The 18,725-nt window shown below is 70.5% G+C and carries 16 protein-coding genes and 1 tRNA gene; 11 read left to right on the top strand and 6 right to left on the bottom strand.

Annotated elements, in window-relative coordinates:
• Positions 1 to 21: 21 nt before the first annotated feature.
• The 5 genes from EDF46_RS16210 to EDF46_RS16190 all read left to right on the top strand — a co-directional run bounded on the left by EDF46_RS16210 (position 22) and on the right by EDF46_RS16190 (position 5,453).
• Entirely contained in the window at positions 22 to 1,452 is a 1,431-nt protein-coding gene (locus EDF46_RS16210; RefSeq protein WP_233580084.1) for a malate:quinone oxidoreductase, read from the top strand.
• 313 nt (positions 1,453 to 1,765) lie between these two features.
• On the top strand, positions 1,766 to 2,941 hold the full coding sequence (locus EDF46_RS16205) for a sensor histidine kinase (protein ID WP_123507376.1): 1,176 nt from the start codon (positions 1,766 to 1,768) through the stop codon (positions 2,939 to 2,941).
• Positions 2,938 to 4,083, top strand: a complete 1,146-nt coding sequence (locus tag EDF46_RS16200) for a hypothetical protein (protein ID WP_123507374.1) — start codon at positions 2,938 to 2,940, stop codon at positions 4,081 to 4,083. The genes EDF46_RS16205 and EDF46_RS16200 overlap by 4 nt, the downstream gene beginning before the upstream one ends.
• A complete protein-coding gene (locus tag EDF46_RS16195) occupies positions 4,070 to 4,813 on the top strand; it encodes a response regulator (RefSeq protein ID WP_123507372.1) in 744 nt (247 codons plus the stop codon). The genes EDF46_RS16200 and EDF46_RS16195 overlap by 14 nt, the downstream gene beginning before the upstream one ends.
• Before the next feature lie 34 nt (positions 4,814 to 4,847).
• Positions 4,848 to 5,453, top strand: a complete 606-nt coding sequence (locus tag EDF46_RS16190; RefSeq protein ID WP_123507370.1) for a thymidine kinase — start codon at positions 4,848 to 4,850, stop codon at positions 5,451 to 5,453.
• A gap of 10 nt (positions 5,454 to 5,463) precedes the next feature.
• Here EDF46_RS16190 and EDF46_RS16185 read toward each other — a convergent pair whose 3' ends face one another.
• The 5 genes from EDF46_RS16185 to EDF46_RS16165 form a co-directional block, all read right to left on the bottom strand.
• Positions 5,464 to 6,672, bottom strand: a complete 1,209-nt coding sequence (locus EDF46_RS16185; protein WP_123507368.1) for a DUF2510 domain-containing protein — start codon at positions 6,670 to 6,672, stop codon at positions 5,464 to 5,466.
• Between the two features lie 85 nt (positions 6,673 to 6,757).
• Entirely contained in the window at positions 6,758 to 8,788 is a 2,031-nt protein-coding gene (locus tag EDF46_RS16180) for an Ig-like domain repeat protein (protein WP_123507366.1), read from the bottom strand.
• A gap of 387 nt (positions 8,789 to 9,175) precedes the next feature.
• Positions 9,176 to 9,249 (bottom strand) — tRNA-Pro (locus EDF46_RS16175).
• A 50-nt stretch (positions 9,250 to 9,299) separates the two neighbouring features.
• Positions 9,300 to 10,259, bottom strand: coding sequence for a metallophosphoesterase (locus tag EDF46_RS16170; RefSeq protein WP_123507364.1), 960 nt, complete (start codon positions 10,257 to 10,259; stop codon positions 9,300 to 9,302).
• Positions 10,256 to 12,841, bottom strand: coding sequence for a transglycosylase domain-containing protein (locus EDF46_RS16165; RefSeq protein ID WP_123507362.1), 2,586 nt, complete (start codon positions 12,839 to 12,841; stop codon positions 10,256 to 10,258). The genes EDF46_RS16170 and EDF46_RS16165 overlap by 4 nt, the downstream gene beginning before the upstream one ends.
• A gap of 51 nt (positions 12,842 to 12,892) precedes the next feature.
• Between EDF46_RS16165 and EDF46_RS18575 the strand changes: the two genes are divergently transcribed.
• Positions 12,893 to 13,051: a hypothetical protein gene (locus EDF46_RS18575; RefSeq protein ID WP_199738302.1), complete on the top strand. Its 159-nt coding sequence runs from the start codon at positions 12,893 to 12,895 to the stop codon at positions 13,049 to 13,051.
• On the top strand, positions 13,051 to 13,512 hold the full coding sequence (locus tag EDF46_RS16160) for a RidA family protein (protein WP_123507360.1): 462 nt from the start codon (positions 13,051 to 13,053) through the stop codon (positions 13,510 to 13,512). The genes EDF46_RS18575 and EDF46_RS16160 overlap by 1 nt, the downstream gene beginning before the upstream one ends.
• 66 nt (positions 13,513 to 13,578) lie before the next feature.
• On the opposite strand, the gene acs is transcribed toward EDF46_RS16160, so the two are convergent.
• Positions 13,579 to 15,540, bottom strand: a complete 1,962-nt coding sequence (acs, locus tag EDF46_RS16155; protein ID WP_123507358.1) for an acetate--CoA ligase — start codon at positions 15,538 to 15,540, stop codon at positions 13,579 to 13,581.
• 529 nt (positions 15,541 to 16,069) lie between these two features.
• Between acs and EDF46_RS16150 the strand changes: the two genes are divergently transcribed.
• The 4 genes from EDF46_RS16150 (at position 16,070) to EDF46_RS16135 (ending at position 18,653) form a co-directional block, all read left to right on the top strand.
• Positions 16,070 to 17,083 carry a CpaF family protein gene (locus tag EDF46_RS16150; protein ID WP_233580075.1) on the top strand — a complete coding sequence of 338 codons (1,014 nt, stop codon included), beginning with the start codon at positions 16,070 to 16,072 and terminating at the stop codon, positions 17,081 to 17,083.
• A complete protein-coding gene (locus EDF46_RS16145; protein ID WP_233580074.1) occupies positions 17,080 to 18,045 on the top strand; it encodes a type II secretion system F family protein in 966 nt (321 codons plus the stop codon). The genes EDF46_RS16150 and EDF46_RS16145 overlap by 4 nt, the downstream gene beginning before the upstream one ends.
• 85 nt (positions 18,046 to 18,130) lie before the next feature.
• Positions 18,131 to 18,334, top strand: coding sequence for a DUF4244 domain-containing protein (locus EDF46_RS16140; protein WP_123507354.1), 204 nt, complete (start codon positions 18,131 to 18,133; stop codon positions 18,332 to 18,334).
• Positions 18,315 to 18,653: a TadE family protein gene (locus tag EDF46_RS16135; protein WP_123507352.1), complete on the top strand. Its 339-nt coding sequence runs from the start codon at positions 18,315 to 18,317 to the stop codon at positions 18,651 to 18,653. Before EDF46_RS16140 ends, EDF46_RS16135 begins: the two co-directional genes overlap by 20 nt.
• Positions 18,654 to 18,725: the final 72 nt, after the last annotated feature.

Genomic DNA, 18,725 nt, shown 5'->3' with positions numbered 1-18,725 from the left:
GCCCTCATCGGCGGCGGAATCATGTCCGCGACCCTCGGCACGCTCCTTCACGAGCTCCAGCCCGAGTGGACGATCCGGGTCTACGAGTCGTTGAACGACGTCGCGCAGGAGAGCAGCAACCCGTGGAACAACGCGGGCACCGGTCACTCGGCCCTCTGCGAGCTGAACTACACGCCCCAGAAGGCCGACGGCTCGATCGACATCACGAGCGCGGTCAAGGTCAACGAGCAGTTCCAGGTCTCACGCCAGTTCTGGTCGTTCCTCATCGGCGCCGGGGCGCTCCCCGAGCCCGACCGCTTCATCAACTCGACGCCGCACATGAGCTTCGTCTGGGGTGCGGCGAACGTCGAGTACCTCCGCAAGCGCAACGAGGCGCTCGAAGGGCACCCGCTGTTCGCCGGCATGGAGTTCAGCGACGACCCCGGCACGATCGCGGAGTGGGCCCCTGCCCTCATGGCCGGTCGCTCCGCGGGAGAGCCCGTCGCGGCGACGCACATCCTGGCCGGCACCGACGTCGACTTCGGGGCGCTGACCCGCAACCTGTTCGACCACCTCACCTCGACCGGCACCGAGCTGCTGCTCGGCCACCGGGTCACCGACCTCACCCGCCTGCCCGGCACCGGCTGGGGGCTGACCGTGGTGAGCGGCGCTACCGCCGAGACGACCCGGGTCCGGGCGCGATTCGTCTTCGTCGGCGCCGGCGGAGGGGCGCTCGGCCTCCTGCAGAAGTCGGGGATCCCCGAGATCGCCGGATTCGGCGGCTTCCCGGTGAGCGGCGAGTTCCTGCGCACCGACAATCCCGAGGTGGTCGCGAAGCACCAGGCCAAGGTGTACGGCAAGGCCGCCGTCGGCTCGCCGCCCATGTCGGTGCCGCACCTCGACACCCGCGTGGTCGACGGCACCGCGAGCCTGATGTTCGGGCCGTACGCGGGCTTCAGCCCCAAGTTCTTGAAGTCGGGCTCGTACCTCGACCTGTTCAAGTCGATCCGGCTGCACAACCTGTACCCGATGATCCGGGTCGCGCTGTCGAACTTCGACCTGCTGAAGTACCTCGTGAGCCAGCTGGCCGCGTCGAAGAAGACGAAGTTCGACGCACTGCTCGAGTTCATGCCCGACGCCGACCCGAAGGACTGGTACCGGATCACGGCGGGCCAGCGAGTGCAGGTCATCAAGAAGGACGCCAAGAAGGGCGGCGTGCTGCAGTTCGGCACGGAGGTCGTCTCGGCGGCCGACGGCTCGATCGCCGGCCTGCTGGGTGCCTCGCCTGGCGCCTCGACGGCCGTCCCGATCATGCTCACCGTGCTCGACCGGTGCTTCCCGTCGAAGAAGGCCGAGTGGGCGCCGAAACTGCGCGCCATGATCCCGACGGTGGGCGAGCAGCTGGCCGACGACGAGAAGAAGGCCGCGGCCACCATGGAGTCGACCGCGAAGTCGCTGGGCATCCACGCCTGACCCCCGTCTGTACCGGCCCGGGTTGGCGTCATGTGTCGCCCGTCGGCAGTATGATCTGCGTGGACCGCATTCGGGGCACAAATAGCCCCGTATGGGTGGTCCACCCGCGTTATGTCCCCTGAAACCGGGGTACACGGAGCCGCCGTCTTTTGCGATACTTCGAATAGCCGCAGATCTCGCTGCGGCCCCTGCAGTCCACAGACATGCTGACGCGGGCCGGAACGAAGGAGGATGCGTGCTGCTCGGGCTACCCAGTCATCTCGCTCCTCAGAGTTCGGGTCGCGCAATCGCACGCTCCTGTCACGCCATCGCCATGATGCTGCTCATCGCGGCGGCGGTCGTCCTGAGTGCCGTGCAGCTGTCCCGGCCCGCCTTGATCCTGTGGCCGGCGCTCCTGGCGCTGGCGCCGATGTTCGCGTTGATCCTGCTCATCGAGAAGGTCCGGTCGACGGCGTCGACCGTCGCGTACCTCGTGATCGGCGGCGCCTCGGTCTACGTCTACGCTGTCGCGGTGCTCTCGCAGATCGCGAGCGTCCAATCGTCCGACGCGTTCAGCCTCTCGCTGCCCAAGCTCGCCCTCGTCATGGTCGGCGGCAGCGGCCTCTATGCCAGCCGCGGCCCGCTCTGGGCGACGTTCGGCCTGGTCGCCGGCGAGATCGCCACGCAGGTCGCGACGATGCAGACGCACGCCCAGCCGAAGGTCGACGTCACGACCCTGCTCGGCTACATCCTCATCGTCGCGACGATGGGCGGAAGCCTCGTCGCCCGAGAGCGCGCAAAGCGGGTGCAGCCGAACCTCCACCGCGCGGCCCGCGACGTGCAGATGTCGGGGGTCCGCTTCGAGATCGAGCAGCAGGCGTCGGCTCTCGTGCATGACACGGTCCTGAGCCACCTGGCCGCGCTCTCGCTGGCGAAGCCCGGCCGGCTCGACCCCGAGCTCGTCTCCGCGATGGAGCACGACCTCGAGGTCCTCATCGGTCAGGAGTGGCTCAACGAGGCCGCTGCCGGCCTCACCTCCTCCCAGGTGGACTGGGAGGCGACAGAGCTCTACTCGGCGATCGGCAAGTCGATCGACGCCGGTCTCGACGTCGCCGTCACCGGCGACGTGCTGGCCGTGGCCCGCCTGAACTCTGTCCGGGGCCGTGCCCTCGCGCTGGCAGTCGCGCAGTGCCTGGCCAACGTGCAGAAGCACTCCGGCACCGACAGGGCCGAGGTCGTCGTCTTCGGCTCGGGCTCCGACGTCTCGGTCATGGTCATCGACAACGGCGTGGGCTTCACCGAGAGCGAGACGCCCCGCGACCGCCTCGGCGTCAAGAACTCCATCCGCGCGCGCATCGAGCGCGTCGGCGGGGTCGTCCAGATCTGGTCGTCTCCCGGCAGCGGCACCTCGGTCATGATCGACCTCCCGGCCGAGCCCGCCGCGGCATCCGACACCGCGCCGAGCGGCGACGTCCCGATCATCGCCCGCTCGGCGGAGGACGCCGCATGAGCGATCGCGAGGCCACCGCCCAGCAGGTCGATCCGCTGGGCGCCCTGAACATGCGTCCGGTGACGGTCGTCATCGCCCTGTTCGCCGTCGCCCTCGCGATAGGCCGCACTCTGGCTCAGGTCGACGAGGTCATGCGCGATGGCTTCTCGATCATGTCGATCGTCTTCGTCGTCATCGCAGCCGCGACCCTCATCGTCGCGTCGAGCCCCCTCCGAGCCCCGCTCCGCCGCACGCGCTTCGTGGCCGTCGTCGCCTGCGGCGTGCTCGGCATGCTGCTCGCCGCGGTGGCCACGGCGGGCCACGACGTCATGGTGCGCGACGACTGGGGGAGCACCGTCATCGGCCTCCTCATCCTGGCGTGCGCCCCGTACCGCCCCGGCCGCGATCTGCTCGTCGCCACGGTCGTCTCGGCCGTCGCCGTCGGCATCGTCGTGCTCCTCGAGGCGCCGACCTTCGCCACGCAGGCGCCCGCCCTCGTCTTCGTCGCCGTCGGCGTCACGCCGGTCGTCGCGCTCGGCGTCGGCAGCGCCGTCTACTCGGCCAACTTCGTGCGGCAGGTCAGCCAGTGGACCGACCGCGCCGAGTCCCTGACCGCCGAGCGCGCCTCCGAGGTGCGCTCGGGCATCGCCCGTTCTGTCCAGCAGGATCGCGTCACCGGTCTCAACCGCGACGTCGTCCCGTTCTTCACGTCTCTGGTGGAGCGCGGCGAGGTCACCGACGCCGACACCCGCCGCGCCGGCGAGGTGGCCACGCTGATCCGAGAGCGGATCGTGGCCGACGCCGACCGCAGCTGGCTCGAGCAGGCCCTCCTCGACGTCTGCCCCAACGGCGAGGCGGGCACTGTCGTCGATCGCTCCCGGCTCGCCGACCACATGACCACCGACCAGCGGACAGCCGTCCGCGCGATCGTGAACGCGATGTCCGTCGACGACGCCACTCGCACCTCCAGCCTGGGGATCGTCCTCCACGACGACGCCCCTCTCGTCCGGGCGCTCCTCCGCGTGGAGAGCACCTCGACGGACGCTGCCGCCAGGCAGCACTTCGCCCCCTACTTCGCCGTCCTCCGCATCCTGTTCCGCGACCTCCAGGTCGATGTGAACGGCTCCTTCCTCACATTAAGGTTCTCCTATGACCAGCACTGACCCGACGGGCAGCAACACTCTCCGGTCGAGTTCGTCGCGGCCCCTCCCCGTCGCCTCCTGGAACTCGCTCGCCCCCGAAGCGCCCTCGCAGCGTCGAGTGCGACTGGCCATCCTCGACGACCACGAGGTGCTCCTCGACAGCCTGTCGAGCTGGATCAACGTCAACGCGTACGACTTCGACCTCGTGCTGACGGCTCACACCTGGCTCCAGCTGGTGCACAGCGACAACTTCCCGACCGACCTGGTCTTCCTCGACTTCCAGCTCAAGGAGCCGGTGTCGATCGAGGCCCGAGTGCGCACCTGCCGTGCCGCCGGAGCCAAGGTCGTCGTGCTGTCCAGCCTCGACACCCGCGAGTCGCGCGAGCGCGCCCTCGACGCCGGGGCCTCGGCCTTCCTCAGCAAGGCGCTGCCGATGCGCGAGGTCATGGACGCCGCCCGCCAGGTCATGGGCGTCGCCCGCGACAACGCCCCGCAGCGCGACTGGCGCCCGCTCCCGGTGGGTGCGGCCAACCAGAGCCGCCCCAAGCTCAGCGCCGGCGAGGCCGAGGCCTTCCGCCTGTACGTGTCGGGCTTCTCGACCAACGAGGTCGCCCAGCAGATGAACGTGCAGTACGAGACCGCCAAGACCTACCTGCGCCGCGTCCGCGAGAAGTACGCGAAGGCGAACCGCCCCGCGTCGAAGAAGGCCGAGCTGATCAGGCGAGCGGCCGAAGACGGCTACCTCCAGTAGCAGCCGACCGCGTCGGTCCGGCTACGCTTTCGGAGTGGCAAAACTCTACTTCCGCTACGGAGCCATGAACTCCGGCAAGAGCACCGCGCTCCTGCAGGCGGCCTACAACTACGAGGAGCGCGGTCAGCGCGTGCTCCTCGCCAAGCCCGACACCGACACGCGCGGCGATGATCAGATCGTTTCGCGTCTCGGCGTGACCCGGCGCACCGACTTCCTGGTCGGGGCCGGCGACGACCTGGCGGCCGTGTTCAGCGCCGCGAGACAGGGCGTCCGCGATGAGACGGGGCAGGAACTCGCCTGCCTCCTGGTCGACGAGGCGCAGTTCCTCTCCGCCGCCCAGGTCGACGACCTGCTGCGCATCGCCGTGCTCGACGACATCCCCGTGCTGGCGTACGGCATCCGCACCGACTTCCAGACGCGGGCCTTCGACGGCGCCGCGCGGCTCTTCGAGGTGTCGCACTCGCTCGAGGAGCTCAAGACGATCTGCCGCTGCGGGCGCAAGGCCATGTTCAACGCCCGGCTGATCGACGGGGCGTACGTCTTCGACGGCGACCAGGTCGCCATCGACGGCGCGACGGTCGCGTACGAGCCGCTGTGCGGCTCGTGCTACCTCGAGGAGTCCGGCGGGCGCCTGGCCTGAGTCGCGTGCGCTACGGGGTGCTGATCTGGATCTCGGAGCGCCCCGTGGAGTCGAGCACGCTCACGTGCGCCGTGGCGCTGCCGCCCGGCAGCGTGACACGGCACTCGAACGACGCTCCCACCGAGAGGGCGACGGTGGCCGGGCATCCGACCGTGGCGGCGATACTCGTGTCGCCCTTGATTGCGGCCGTGAGCGCCGCCTGAGCCTGGGCCTGCGAGTAGAGGAGGGTTCCGTCGGCCTGGGGCGTGCCGATGACCGGGGTGGGGGCCCCGGTGGCGCTGTGGGCGATGGCGGAGGTGCTCGTTCCTGCGCCCGTCGTGCTCGAGGTCGTGGTGTGCGACCCGGCGCGCTCCAGACCGGCGAGGACGCCCACCGAGAGGGCCAGGCCGAACAGCGCCAGGAAGAGCAGCGCGAGGATGAGGGCCGCTACCGCGTGGGGCCGGCCGACCGGGGTGAGTCCGGAGGACTTCATCTGCGAAGCACGGACGAGACCCACGATCGACAGCGGGACGGCTGCGATGACGAGGCCGATCACCACGACGCCGACTCCCAGCTGCGCCAGGACTGCGATGGGGGAGGTGAGCAGTCGCTGAGTCGTGAGTGCTATCGACACGCCGTCGGTGATCAGCGTGATCAGCATGAACGTCAGCGCGAGGCGCGCGGGCTTGTTGCGGGGCTGGAGGGTGAAGGCGCCGGGGCGGGAGGCTCCGAAAGGGGATCCCGTGCCGTACACGGCGTGCTCCGGCGAGGCCGGCGCGTTGGCGATCCACGCGGCCGGCGTGTGCCAGCCGTCGCTCGGCGACGCGGGAGGTGTGGCGGTGGTGGCCAGCGGGTTCAGCGGCACGTAGGGCGATGATGCGGCGGCGGCCGGTGCGGCGACCGTCGGCTCGACGGACCCGGCCGGGGGAGTGCCCACGGCGACCGAGGGGAGGTTGCGGAGGCTGCGACGGCTGGGGAGGGCAGGCGACTGCGGGCGCGGCTGGGTGGTGGCGCGCTGCGCGGCGGCGCGCTCTGCCGCTTCCCGTTCGGCGGCCGCGTGCTCCTCGACCTCGGCCGACGCCGGGGTCGATGCGGGAGCGGGGGTCGGGGCCGAGGCGGTCGGTGCGGCGTCCAGGGTCTGGGCGGTCCACTGCGCGCCGTCCCACCAGCGGTAGGCCGCGGCCGCGCTCGGATCGGCGTACCAGCCGGCCCGCGGAGCGGTCGTCGTCGTGTCGGTCACTTGATCCCCCAGAGATGTGTGTCTGACCAGAGTAGGGAGCGGGAGGGAGCCTCGGGCATCCCCAGTCCTGGTGTCGTGACGGCGGTCACTTCACGGTCAGGACCAGGCTTTTCGCCGTCCCGGACGAGATGTTCGACGTGCCCGCGTACGACGCCTTGATCGAGTAGCGGCCGGTTTTCGCGAACTTCGGCAGGGTCAGGATCACCCGTCCCTTCTTCGACGACGGCAGCGTGTAGGTCTTGATCGTCTTGCCGCCTGCCTTCACGGTGAGCGTGCCGGTCGGCGCGGAGACACCGGTCGCGGAGACGGCGACCGTCAGCTTCGGCGTCGTCGAGCGGCTGACCTTCGTCGCGGCCAGGCTCGATCGCACGCTGGGCGCGGCCTTCTTCACCGTGACGGTCGTCGATCCCGAGCTCGACGACGTCTCCGCACTGGCGTCGGCAGGCGTGAACGAGGCGGTCACCTTCTGGGTGCCGGCGGAAGTGGTCGAGGGGAGGCGGTACGAGGCGCGTCCGTAGGCGTCGAGGGCCACGGTCGACACGGTCCTGCCGTTGCGGGAGAAGGTCACTGCGCCATGGGCGGCGTCACCGCTGCCGTCTGCGAGCGTCGCGGCCGCGGTGGCCGTCGCCGTCGTGGTCGACCCGTACGTCTGCGAGGCGCGGTTCAGTGCCAGTGTCGTCGTGGTCGCGACGCCGGCGACTCCCGGCCTGCCCGAGGGGGCGGAGGTCTTGTCTGCCGGAGCCGGCTCGTCGCCCGGCATCTCCGGCGCCGCGATGCTGACGGTCACGACAGCACCCGACGCGGGCGTCAGCGACTTCACGGCGATGGTGACGCCGGAGCCGTAGTCGGTGAAGCTCTGGCCGGCGTAGAGGCGCGTGTCGCGCCTGCTCGGGTCGCTCGCGGTGTCGGGCGAGGTGGCGAGGACGAACGTCGCCGGGTACGTGCCCGACTGGGCCGACCCGTCGAGGGTCCGCATGATCCGCACGATGCCGGTCGACGCGCTGCTGCCGAGCGAGCACTTCGTGTATCCGCCGTAGGCCTTGTCGCAGTTCTGCAGGTAGCCGCCGAACTCGGCGTCGGTCGAGTCGCCGCCCGCCTTCGTGCGGTACTCGACGTAGTAGACGGCGCCGGTCACGGGGTCGGTGACCTGCAGCGACCGGCTGCCGGACGAGCCGCTGAGCGGAGCCACCGTGAAGGTCTGCGTGCTGCCGGCGGTGTCGTCGGCCTCCACGTCGGAGAGATAGCCCGCGAGCGAGCGCTGGACGCTCGAGAGCCCGGGCCGGGCGCCCTTGAGCGAGTAGCCCATGATGTCGGAGTAGTCGCCGTACTCGAGCACCGGGCAGAGCACCGAGTCGTTCTTCTCGTCGGCGTAGGCGAAGTCGCTGCCGAGGCCGTCGAACTCCGTCGAGGATCGGCAGATCGCCGAACCCGAGTGCTTGAAGCCGAGGTTGTGGCCGAACTCGTGCAGCAGCACAGGAACCCCGTACGTCTGATCGCCGCCGTTGCCGCTGAAGATCTCGCCGCCGAGGCCGCCGACCGTGCCGAATGCCTGCGTTCCGCACGCCTCCTTGCTGAGGGCGATCAGGTGCTTGTGCGTGCCCTGCCAGCTGTAGTTCGCGAAGGCGCCCTTGAACGCGGTCTTCGCGACGCCGTCGAGGGCGGCGCCCGGGTCGGAGCACGTCGAGAGGCCGAGCGAGTCGTCCTCGATGCCGCCGAGCTGGATGTCGACGGTGTGCGACGACTGCTCCCACCAGTAGTCGTGCATCGACGCCACGGCCGCCTTGATGGTGGCGTCGTCGACCTCGTCGTCGCCGTTCGTGTCGTCCTTGGTCGAGGTGGTCACCGCGAGTCGGCTGACGTAGACGGTCTCGACGGTGACACCGGTGCTGGTGCTGTCCGTGGTGCTGTGCGTCGTCGACCTGGGCGTGCTCAGACGGGACGCAGGAACTGCCGGAACGGTCACTTCGTCGTTCGACAGGTCGACCGTGTGCGTCGGGGTCGCCGTCGTCGCGGCGTACGCCGCCGGGCCCGGCGTCCCCGCGCCGATCGCGCCCAGCGCCACGGCCCCCGCGCAGAGGACGGCGAGCAGAGTGGCGGGGCGGCGGCGTGCAGGCAAGGCGGGCTCTTTCGGATCGGCCCCGCGTCTCAGGGCAACCCGCCTACTCCACCATCTGGCAGCCGTCGGCCCCAGACCCACTCCGGGTCGCCCGCGTCCGGGGGCCACCTGCTCCGCGGGCACGACCGCCACGCGCCGGCGGGCAAAGCACGCGTGCGACGGTGAGGACCGCCATGGGCCGGAGCGAGCGGCCAGCGAGCAACGGCATGCGCCGAGAGGCGCCAGCCAAGCACCGCGCGAAATCCCGGGCGCGCCGCCCGAAGGGCACCGAGAATGACCGCCATGGGCCGGAGCGAGCGCCAGCGAGCAACGGCATGCGCCGAGAGGCGCCAGACAAGCACCGAAACAAAAACGGCTAGACCCAAGGGTCTAGCCATTTTTGTTTCGTCGGGGTAGCGGGATTCGAACCCACGACCTCCTCGTCCCGAACGAGGCGCGCTACCAAGCTGCGCCACACCCCGATGGTGTGTGTCGCCCTTCAGAACCCGGGGGCCCGAGGGACTCCACTACTTTAGCCCATGTTCGGAGGCGTCAATGTCACGAGGACCGCCTCGGGGGCGCAGGCGAAGCGGAACGGCGCGTAGATCGAGGTCCCGATGCCGGCCGAGACCTCCAGCTGGGCGGTCTTGAACGCGTGCGTCCACGTGCTGAGGCCGGCGACCTGCTTGCGCGGGATGTCGCAGTTGGTGACGAGCGCGCCGTAGCCGGGCACGCAGACCTGGCCGCCGTGGGTGTGCCCGGCGAAGATCAGCTCGGCGCCGTTGGTGACGAACGAGTTGAGCACGCGCTGGTAGGGGGCGTGGGTGAGGCCGATGGTGAACGGCGCCGGGCCGTCTTCATCCTGCCAGCCGACGTTCTCGCGGAGGTCGTCGAGGGCTCCGGGGATGCGCTCGAGGTGGTCCCAGTCGCGGTGGGCGTCGTTCACGCCGAACAGCTCGAGGCGGTTGCCCTTCACCTCGAGGGCGCGCGCGGTGTTGTCGAGGTCGAGCCAGCCGAGCGATTCGAAGAAGCCCGTGAGGCGCTCGTTGTCGAGGGCGACCGGCTTGGCGCCGGCGCGGCTGGGCCCGCCGAAGTAGGTCAGCGGGCTCTTGAACTTCGGTGCGATGTAGTCGTTCGAGCCGTGCACGAACACGCCGGGCACGTCACGGAACGGCTCGAGCGCGTACTCGACGGCGTCGTACGCGTCGACGTGGCCGAGGTTGTCGCCGGTGTTGACGATCAGGTCGGGCTCGAGGCCCGCGAGGCCTCGAATCCACTCCTGCTTGTCGGTCTGCCACGGCGCCATGTGGATGTCGGAGAGGTGCAGGACGGCGAGGGGCCGTGATCCTGCGGGCAGGATCGGCAGCACCTCGCGACGCACGGCGTAGCGGTTGCGCTCCACGAGGGCCCCGTAGGCGAAGGCGCCGGCCGCCCCGACGGCGGCGAGGGTCGCCGCCGACAGCGAGAGGTCGGCCGTGCGGGCGCGGCTCACGAGCAGTTCCCGGGGTCTCTGCCGCTCTTGCCGCCGCCCACGGTCAGTGCGATCGCGGAGTCCTTCGCGGCTGAGGCGCCGTCGCCGGGGTTCGACGACACGACGTCGCACTTCTGGTCGTCGTCGCTCTTGGCGAACCCGGTGGTCACCTTGGAGGTGTCGAACCCGGCGTCCTCGAGGTCGCCGAGGGCGTCCTTCAGGCTCTTGCCGCTGAGCTCGGGCACGGTGGCCGCCTGAGATCCGTCGCTGGTGTAGACGGTGACGTTGCCGCCGTTCGGCACGAGGCTGCCTTCGCCCGGGCTCGTTCCTGCGACCTGGCCCTCGGGCTGGCTCGACGCCTGGGTGCCGCCGTCGACGTAGTTCAGGCCGACGCCGCTCAGGAGGTTCTTCGCCGCGTCGACGCTGTTTCCCGTCAGAGCGGGCACCTTGACGCCGTTGCCGGTCGCGAGGTTGCCCGACGGAATCGGGAAGGCCGTGCCCGGGTAGACGGTGTTGTTGAGACCCTGGACGGCCTTGAAGAGGCCGCTTCGGCTCGTCGCCAGCGTGCCCTGGCCGTAGACCGGGCTGGAGTACTGGCGCAGGCTGTGGCGCTGGCCGGATGTGTCGCCCATCCAGGTGACCGTGGTCAGAGCCGTGGTCGAGCCGTTCAGCCAGATCTGGTCGGCGTCGTCGGTGGTGCCCGTCTTGCCGAACTCGGGGGTGGCGTCGGGGAGTGCACCCGAGGCCGTGCCGCCGCCCTGGAAGACGCCCTGCATCGCCGAGATGGCGGTGGCTGCGACGTCGGGGTCGACGACCTGCTGGCAGTCGCTCTTCTGGCCGGCGACCGACTTGCCGTCGGGCGTCGTCACCTTGTCGACGACGATCGACGGGCAGTAGACGCCCTTGTTGGCGATGGCCGCGTACGCGGTGGCCATCGTGAGCGGTGCGATGTTGTTCGTGCCGAGGAACGACGACGTGTTGTCTTTCAGCTCGGCGCCGGTGGCCGTGTGCACGCCGAGCTTCTGGGCGACGTCGCGGATGTCGGCGAGGTCGAGCTGCTGCGCCATGCTGGCGTACGCGACGTTGACCGAGGCGGCCGTGGCGGTCTTGACCGTCATGTAGCCGGAGATGTAGCCCTCGTCGTTCTTCGGCTTGTAGCCCTGCGGGAACTCGCCGTCGACGGTCGAGTAGGTTCCGCCGTCGACGGTCATCGTCGGGAACGTGCGCGGAGTGGCGTCGACGAGCTCGTTGACGCCGTGCCCCTTCTCGAGCCAGTCGAGCAGCGTGAACATCTTGTACGTGGATCCGACCTGGAAGCCCTGCGACGACCCGTACTTCGTGTCGACCGAGTAGTTCAGGTAGGTGTTGGGGCCCGTCAGCGAGGCGCTGGCGTCGGTCGTGAGGTTCTTGTTCTGGGTCATGACGACCACGCGGCCGGTGCCCGGCTCGACCGAGTCGACGACGCCGCCGAGCGGGAACTGCGAGAACGTGGCGGGGGCCCACTGGTCGATCTGGCCCTTGGCGTTCGCCGTCAGATCGAGGTTGATCGTCGTGTGGACCTTGTAGCCGCCGGTGTTCCAGTTCTTGGTGCGGGCGGCGTCCGAGCCGCCGAGGAACGCGTACGACTTGATCATCTCGGGGGAGGTGACGTAGTCGCAGAACTGCTGGGCGCCGCCGGCGGTGACCGCGGCGCACCCCTGGACGGCCGGCGTCAGCTTGACCGAGTCGCCGACCTTGGTCTCGAGGCCGCGCTTGAGCGTGTCGGCCGTGATGTAGCCCTGGGCCTCCATGGCCTTCAGGATCACGTTGCGGCGCGCGACGTTGTTCTTGTAGTTCTTCGGCGTCGACAGATCGCGGCTCTCGGGGTACTGCACGATCGCGATCAGGCTGGCCGCCTGCGTCGGCGTCAGGCTCTTGGCGCTCTTGTTGTAGTAGTGCTGAGCCGCGGCCTGAACGCCGTACGTCTGATCGCCGAAGTAGGCGATGTTCAGGTAGGCGAGGAGGATCTCGTCTTTGGAGTACTTCTTCTCGAGCCCGATCGCGTACTTCATCTCCTGGAGCTTGCGCGAGACGGTAACCTCTTTGGCGTCCTTGATGGCGGCGGCCTGCTTCTTGGGGTCCTTGATGTCCTGCGCCTGGGCGAGACGGATGTTGCGGACGAGCTGCATCGTCAGGGTCGAGCCACCGCCCGACTCGCCGAGTCCGCCGCTGAGCGAGCCGACGCCCGCGCGCACGATGCTGGTGAGGTCGACGCCGCCGTGCTGGTAGAAGCGCTTGTCCTCGCCGGCGACGACCGCGTGCTTCAGGTTCGGCGACACTTCATCCCACTTGAGGTTGACGCGGTTCTGCGAGTAGATGGTCGCGAACGGCACCTGCTTGCCGCCGGACTCGCCGTACAGCGTGTTGCGCTGCTGCAGCTGGCCGATGGAGATGTACTCGGGGAGGCTTTCGAAGATCCCGATCGACGACGACGCCGTCACGCTCGAGACCGCGAGGGCCGGCGTCACTCCGATGGTGACGAGGAGGCCGGCGAGGGCGCTGAAACCGACGAAGCCGAACACGGCTCCGACGACAGACGTGGGCCTCTTTTTTTGGGCAGACATAGGATCAGGGTAAGTGATCGACCGACACAACTGACTGAACGGACACCCAATATGGTCCTCTGGGAGTACTTCACAGCCCCCCTCATCGTGCACAACACGACAGCCATCCTGAACAACTTCGGGTCGGAGGGATGGGAGCTCGTCCAGGTTCTCCAGACACCCGAGGGTGGCCTCGTCGCCTATCTCAAGCGCCCCGTGCAGGCCGCCTGATGGGCGCGATCGACGATCGCCTGGCCGAGCTCGGCATCACCATCCCCGACGTCGCCGCCCCGGCGGGCGCCTACGTTCCGGCGATCCTGGTGGGCACGACCGTCTACACGGCGGGCCAGCTGCCCTTCGTCGACGGGGCCCTGCCCGCCACCGGCAAGGTCGGTGCCGAGGTCGACGCGGAGGACGCACACGGCTACGCGCGCCAGGCCGTCCTGAACGCGCTCGCTGCGGCCAGGAGCGTGATCGGCGACCTCGACCGCGTCACGCAGATCGTCAAGGTGACCGGGTTCGTCGCCTCCGACCCCGCCTTCACGGGCCAGCCCGGCGTCATCAACGGCGCCTCGAACGTGCTCGGCGAGATCTTCGGCGATGCGGGCAGGCACGCGCGCAGCGCGGTCGGCGTCGCGGTGCTGCCCCTGGACTCTCCCGTCGAAGTGGAGATCATCCTCGAGATCGAGTGATCGGTGGCGGCTCGGGACGACGCTGGAGCGCGTCGCCGCGCTGAAGGACAGCGGCTCGGGACGACGCTACAAGGCAGCGGAGATGACCGTCATCACGCTGGTGTCGGCGAGGGTGGTCGTATCGCCGACCTCGCGCCCCTCGGCGACGTCGCGGAGCAGCCGCCGCATGATCTTGCCCGATCTCGTCTTGGGCAGTTCCTGCACGATCATGACGGTCTTGGGCTTCGCGATCGCCCCGATCTCGTGGCCGACGTGGGCGCGGAGGGCGGCGACCGCGTCGTCGGGGCTCATCGACTCGACCTGAGAGGTGCGCAGGATCACGAACGCCACGACGGCCTGGCCGGTCGTCTCGTCGGCAGCGCCGACCACCGCGGCCTCGGCGACGAGCGGGTGCGACACGAGCGCCGACTCGATCTCGGCGGTCGAGAGGCGGTGGCCCGACACGTTCATGACGTCGTCGACGCGGCCGAGCAGCCAGATGTCTCCGTCGTCGTCCTTGCGGGCGCCGTCGCCGGCGAAGTAGTAGCCCTTGTCGGCGAACTTCTCCCAGTAGGTCTCCCTGTAGCGGTCGGGGTCGCCCCAGATGCCGCGGAGCATCGACGGCCAGGGCTCGGTGATGACGAGCAGCCCGCCCTCGCCGCGGCCGACCGGCTCGCCGTGGTCGTCGACGACGTCGATCGCGACCCCCGGGAGCGGCACCTGCGCCGCGCCCGGCTTCAGCGTCGTGATGCCGGGGAGCGCGGAGATCATGATCGACCCGGTCTCGGTCTGCCACCAGGTGTCGACGATCGGCGTGATGCCGCCGCCGATGACGTCGCGGTACCAGACCCACGCCTCGGGGTTGATCGGCTCACCCACGCTGCCCAGCAGCCGGAGCGACGACAGGTCGCGCGACGCGGGGATCTGCCGGCCGGCCTTCATGAAGCCGCGGATCGCCGTCGGGGCCGCGTAGAAGAGCGTGACCCGGTATTTCTCGATGATGTCCCACCAGCGGCCCGGCTCCGGGCTGTCGGGGGTGCCCTCGTAGATGACCTGGGTCGCGCCGTTGGCCAGCGGGCCATAGACGACGTAGGTGTGGCCGGTGATCCAGCCGATGTCGGCCGTCGACCAGTACACGTCGGTGTCGGCGTGGAGGTCGAAGACGTTGCGGTGCGAGTATGCGGCGCCCGTCAGGTACCCGCCGGAGGTGTGCAGGATTCCCTTCGGCTTCCCGGTCGTGCCGGAGGTGTAGAGGATGAAGAGGGGGTGCTCCGCCGGGAAGGCCTGTGCGACGTGGTCGTCGCCGCTCCGTGCGATCGCATCGTGCCACCAGAGGTCGCGACCGTCGTGCCAGTCGACAGGGTTCTCGCCGCGCTTGACGACGATCACCGTGTCGACGGTGCTCGCGCCGTGCAGCGTCTCGTCGAGGGCCTCGTCCACCGCGGGCTTGAGCGGCGACACCGCGCCCTTGCGCCACCCGCCGTCGGCCGTGATGACCACCTTGGCTCCCGCATCGTCGACGCGGGCCCGGATGCTCTCGGCGCTGAATCCGCCGAAGACGACGGAGTGGATCGCGCCGATACGCGCCACGGCCAGCATCGAGATGACGGCCTCGGGGATGAGCGGGAGGTAGATGACGACGCGGTCGCCCTCCGTGACCCCCAGGTCGAGCAGCATGTTCGCTGCGCGCTTGACCTCGCGAGTGAGCTCCGCGTACGTCAGGGTGCGGGTGTCGCTAGGCTCGCCCTCCCAGTGGATGGCGACGCGGTCGCCCAGACCTGCCTCGACGTGACGGTCGAGGCAGTTGTAGGCGACGTTGAGAGAGCCGTCGTCGAACCACTTCGCGAACGGCGGGTTCGACCAGTCGAGCACGCGAGTGAACGGCTTCGACCAGGTGACGAGCTCGCGCGCCTGGTCTGCCCAGAACCCCAGACGGTCGGCGGCGGCTCGCTCGGCCAGCGCCGGAGTCGCGACGGCCTGCCCGGTGAAGGCCTCGTCGGGGGCGAATCGGCGGGTCTCCACGAGGAGGTTGTCGATGTTGTCGGGCATGGGCGTCCTTTCGCATCATTGCGAGGTCTGATCGGCGTGCTCCGGATGACGCTACTCCGGCTCTGGATGCGTTCAGTTGCGACCTCGCCGGGGCGCGCGGAAAGCGGTCGCCGTGCCGGGCGGACGGCGGTCGAGAATGTCGCTTGCGTGCAGGACGGTTTGGGGTACACTCAATGCAGTCGGATTCGTTCCGGCTGGCGGCGCTACCGATTCCCCCCAATCGCGCGCTGCCGTGGCGGCACCCGTTCCCCCCAACTGGTGCCGCCCCTCTCTTTTTAACCCGATGGTTTTCGTCCCTCACCCGTTCGGCGTCCTGCTCGGTCGTCTCCGGATGTCGGCGAATTGGCTGGACGACCACTCAGCCGTCTTCCTCTCCACAGGCCCGAGATCCCCGCGGATTCGCGGTGGCGCCTGGGGATGACGCCGCCGTGGCCGCTCCGCCGACCTACGGTCGGCTATGGCCAGCGCACAGCCCCGATCCCCTGACGATCCCGCACCCTCGACGAGTGACGGGTCACCCGTTCGATTCGTGCCCTCACCCGCCGATGCGGCCTCCGTGCTTCGGGGGACGACCGATCAGATCGGGGTACGGTTCGGGGTACGTCGTGCTGTACCCCGTCAGTTCGGTGCGCTGACCCCGCTGGTGGCTGCCGAGGGTGTCACCGACGTCTTCGTGAATGCCGGCGGCGAGGTCTGGACGACGGGCGACTCCGGGGCCGCACGGGTTCGCGCGGCCGACCTCGACCCGGCCGAGGTGAGGCGCCTCGCCACCACGCTGATCGGGCTCGGCGGGCGCCATGTCGACGACAGCTCGCCCTTCGCCGACGTCCGACTCGCCGACGGTATCCGGGTCCACGCCGTCCTGCCGCCCGTGTCGCCCGGCGGCGCCCTGCTCTCGATCCGCGTCCCGGCGACGGCGCGGCTCGGCCTCGACGACCTCGAGCGCGGCGGCTTCTTCGACATCGTGCCGCGCGCCGAGCTGGCCGACCATGTGCGGAGGCGGTCGAATCTGCTGATCACGGGGGCCACCGGCAGCGGCAAGACGACCCTGCTCGGCGCGCTGCTCGCCCAGGCGCCGCCGACCGACCGGCTGGTCACGATCGAAGATGTGGCGGAGCTCCGGATCGCGCATTCGCACGTCGTCTCGCTGGAGGCCCGCCAGGCGAACGTCGAGGGGGCCGGGCGCATCGACCTCGCTCAGCTCGTCCGCGAGGCCCTGCGCATGCGGCCCGACCGCCTGATCGTGGGGGAGTGCCGCGGAGCCGAGCTGCGCGAGATGCTGTCGGCCCTCACGACCGGGCACGACGGCGGCGCCGGAACCCTCCACGCCAGCGGGGTGGAGGCGGTCGCCGCCCGACTCGAGTCGCTCGGGGCGCTCGCGGGCCTCGACCCCGAGGCCCTGGCACGGCAGGCGGTCGAGGCCTTCGACGTCGTCGTGCACGTCGCCGCGACGGCCGAGGGGCGGCGGGTCGAGGCCACGGCGACGCTCGAGCTCGACGGGCGCGGACGGCTGGTGGCGCGGCGCGAGAGGAGGGATCGGTGAGGTGGCGCCGAGTTCCTGCGCCCGAGGCCCTGTCGGCCGGCCCGGCGATGTCTCGGCTGGCCGCTCTGCTCGAGGCGGGCGTGGCTCCCGCGGTCGCGTGGCGCCATCTGGCCGACAGGGCGAGAGGGGCGCAGGAACTCCGCATGCTGGCCGCCACCGCCGAGGCGACCGCCGCGGGAGGCTCCGGGGCGTCGGCTCTCGCCCGGGCGGTCGCGAGCGCGCCTGCCGAGGCGGTCGCCCGCGCCGAGTGGCTTCAGGTCGCGGCGGCGTGGCACGTCGCCGAGGCCACCGGAGCACCCCTGGCGGCCACGCTCCGCGCCGGCGCCGAAGCCGCCCGCGACCTCGCCCAGGCGCGGCGGGAGGCGTCGGTCGCGGCGGCCGGCCCTCGCGTCACGGCGCGAATCGTGCTCGCACTGCCGGCCGTGGGAGTGCTGCTCGCCGTGCTCATGGGTGTCGACGCGCCGCGGGTGCTGTTCGCCACGCCGGCCGGGTGGATCTGCCTCGTCGGCGCGGGCCTGCTCGTCGGCGCCGCCCGGGCCTGGAACGCCAGGCTCTTCCGGGCCGCGGCCCCGCCCGACGGCATCCCGGGGCTCGAGCTCGACCTCGTCGCGATCGGCCTGTCGGGCGGCGGCGGGTGGGGAAGGGCGCGGGCCTGCGCCGCGTCGGCGCTGGAGGCCTTCTGTCCGGGGTCTGCGTCAGCTGCACCTGCTGCCTCGGTGCTGGCGGCCGCCTCCGCGCTGGACGACATCGAGGCGCTGTCGGTCGGGGCCGGCGTGCCGGGGGCGGCGCTGCTGCGGGGTGCCGCCGACGAGCTGCGGCGCGAGGCTCGCGCTCGGGCAGCCGCGGACGTCGAGCGGCTCGGCGTGCGGCTGATGCTGCCGCTCGGCATCTGCGTGCTGCCGGCGTTCGTGCTGGTCGGGGTGGTCCCCCTGGGGATCGCTCTCCTCAGGGGCGGGGCGTGAGGCGGGTTGTCCACAGATGCGGCGCCCGGGACCCGCGGCATCGCTCGGGTGGCGAGGCTGGGATCTCCCCAGTGAAAGGAATCGCATGACTCTCTCCCGTTCTCGTTCTCGCCTCCGCACCCGCCTTCGCCTGTTCGTCCGCGACGACACCGGCGCGGTGACCGTCGAGTACGCGATCGTCATCATGGCCGCCGTGGCGCTCGCCGGCACGCTCGTCACGATCCTGCGTTCGGGCCAGGTGAAGCAGGTCCTCCTCGATCTGGTGCAGCGTGCTCTCACCGTGGCGTGACGACGGGTCGGTCACCGTCGAGTTCGCTCTCGTGGCACCCGCTGTCGTGCTCCTGCTGGGCGGGGCGGCGAGCGTGCTCGGCGTGCTGGCCGGGGCCGTCGCGCTCGCCGATGCGGCCGGCGTGGTCGCGCGGGCCGAGGGCAGAGGAGACGAGGTCGCCGCGGCGTCCGCCGTTGCGCGACTCGTGCCCGACGCCCGGGTGGAGGTGAGCGGCGACGACCCGGTGTGCGTCCGGCTGTCGCGAACGGCGCCGCTGCCGCTGCTCGGCGCGCTCGTCCCGTTGGAGGCCCGCAGCTGCGCGGCGGGCGGAGGCGAGTGACCCGGGGCGTCTCGGCGGTGGTCGGGGACACCGGGTCGGCGTCGATCGCGTTGGTCGCCGTCGTCGCCTCCG

The sequence above is a fragment of the Frondihabitans sp. PhB188 genome, assembly GCF_003752365.1.
In the GTDB taxonomy this organism is placed as follows: domain Bacteria; phylum Actinomycetota; class Actinomycetes; order Actinomycetales; family Microbacteriaceae; genus Frondihabitans.
This window is presented reverse-complemented; position numbering and strand designations above follow the sequence as displayed.

Bases quoted from the DNA above. Each gene is read 5' to 3' on its own strand.
- EDF46_RS16210 (WP_233580084.1), top strand. From the start codon at position 22: ATGTCCGCGACCCTCGGCACGCTCCTTCACGAGCTCCAGCCCGAGTGG.
- EDF46_RS16205 (WP_123507376.1), top strand. From the start codon at position 1,766: ATGATGCTGCTCATCGCGGCGGCGGTCGTCCTGAGTGCCGTGCAGCTG.
- EDF46_RS16200 (WP_123507374.1), top strand. From the start codon at position 2,938: ATGAGCGATCGCGAGGCCACCGCCCAGCAGGTCGATCCGCTGGGCGCC.
- EDF46_RS16195 (WP_123507372.1), top strand. From the start codon at position 4,070: ATGACCAGCACTGACCCGACGGGCAGCAACACTCTCCGGTCGAGTTCG.
- EDF46_RS16165 (WP_123507362.1), bottom strand. From the start codon at position 12,841: ATGTCTGCCCAAAAAAAGAGGCCCACGTCTGTCGTCGGAGCCGTGTTC.
- EDF46_RS18575 (WP_199738302.1), top strand. From the start codon at position 12,893: ATGGTCCTCTGGGAGTACTTCACAGCCCCCCTCATCGTGCACAACACG.
- EDF46_RS16160 (WP_123507360.1), top strand. From the start codon at position 13,051: ATGGGCGCGATCGACGATCGCCTGGCCGAGCTCGGCATCACCATCCCC.
- acs (WP_123507358.1), bottom strand. From the start codon at position 15,540: ATGCCCGACAACATCGACAACCTCCTCGTGGAGACCCGCCGATTCGCC.
- EDF46_RS16140 (WP_123507354.1), top strand. From the start codon at position 18,131: ATGACTCTCTCCCGTTCTCGTTCTCGCCTCCGCACCCGCCTTCGCCTG.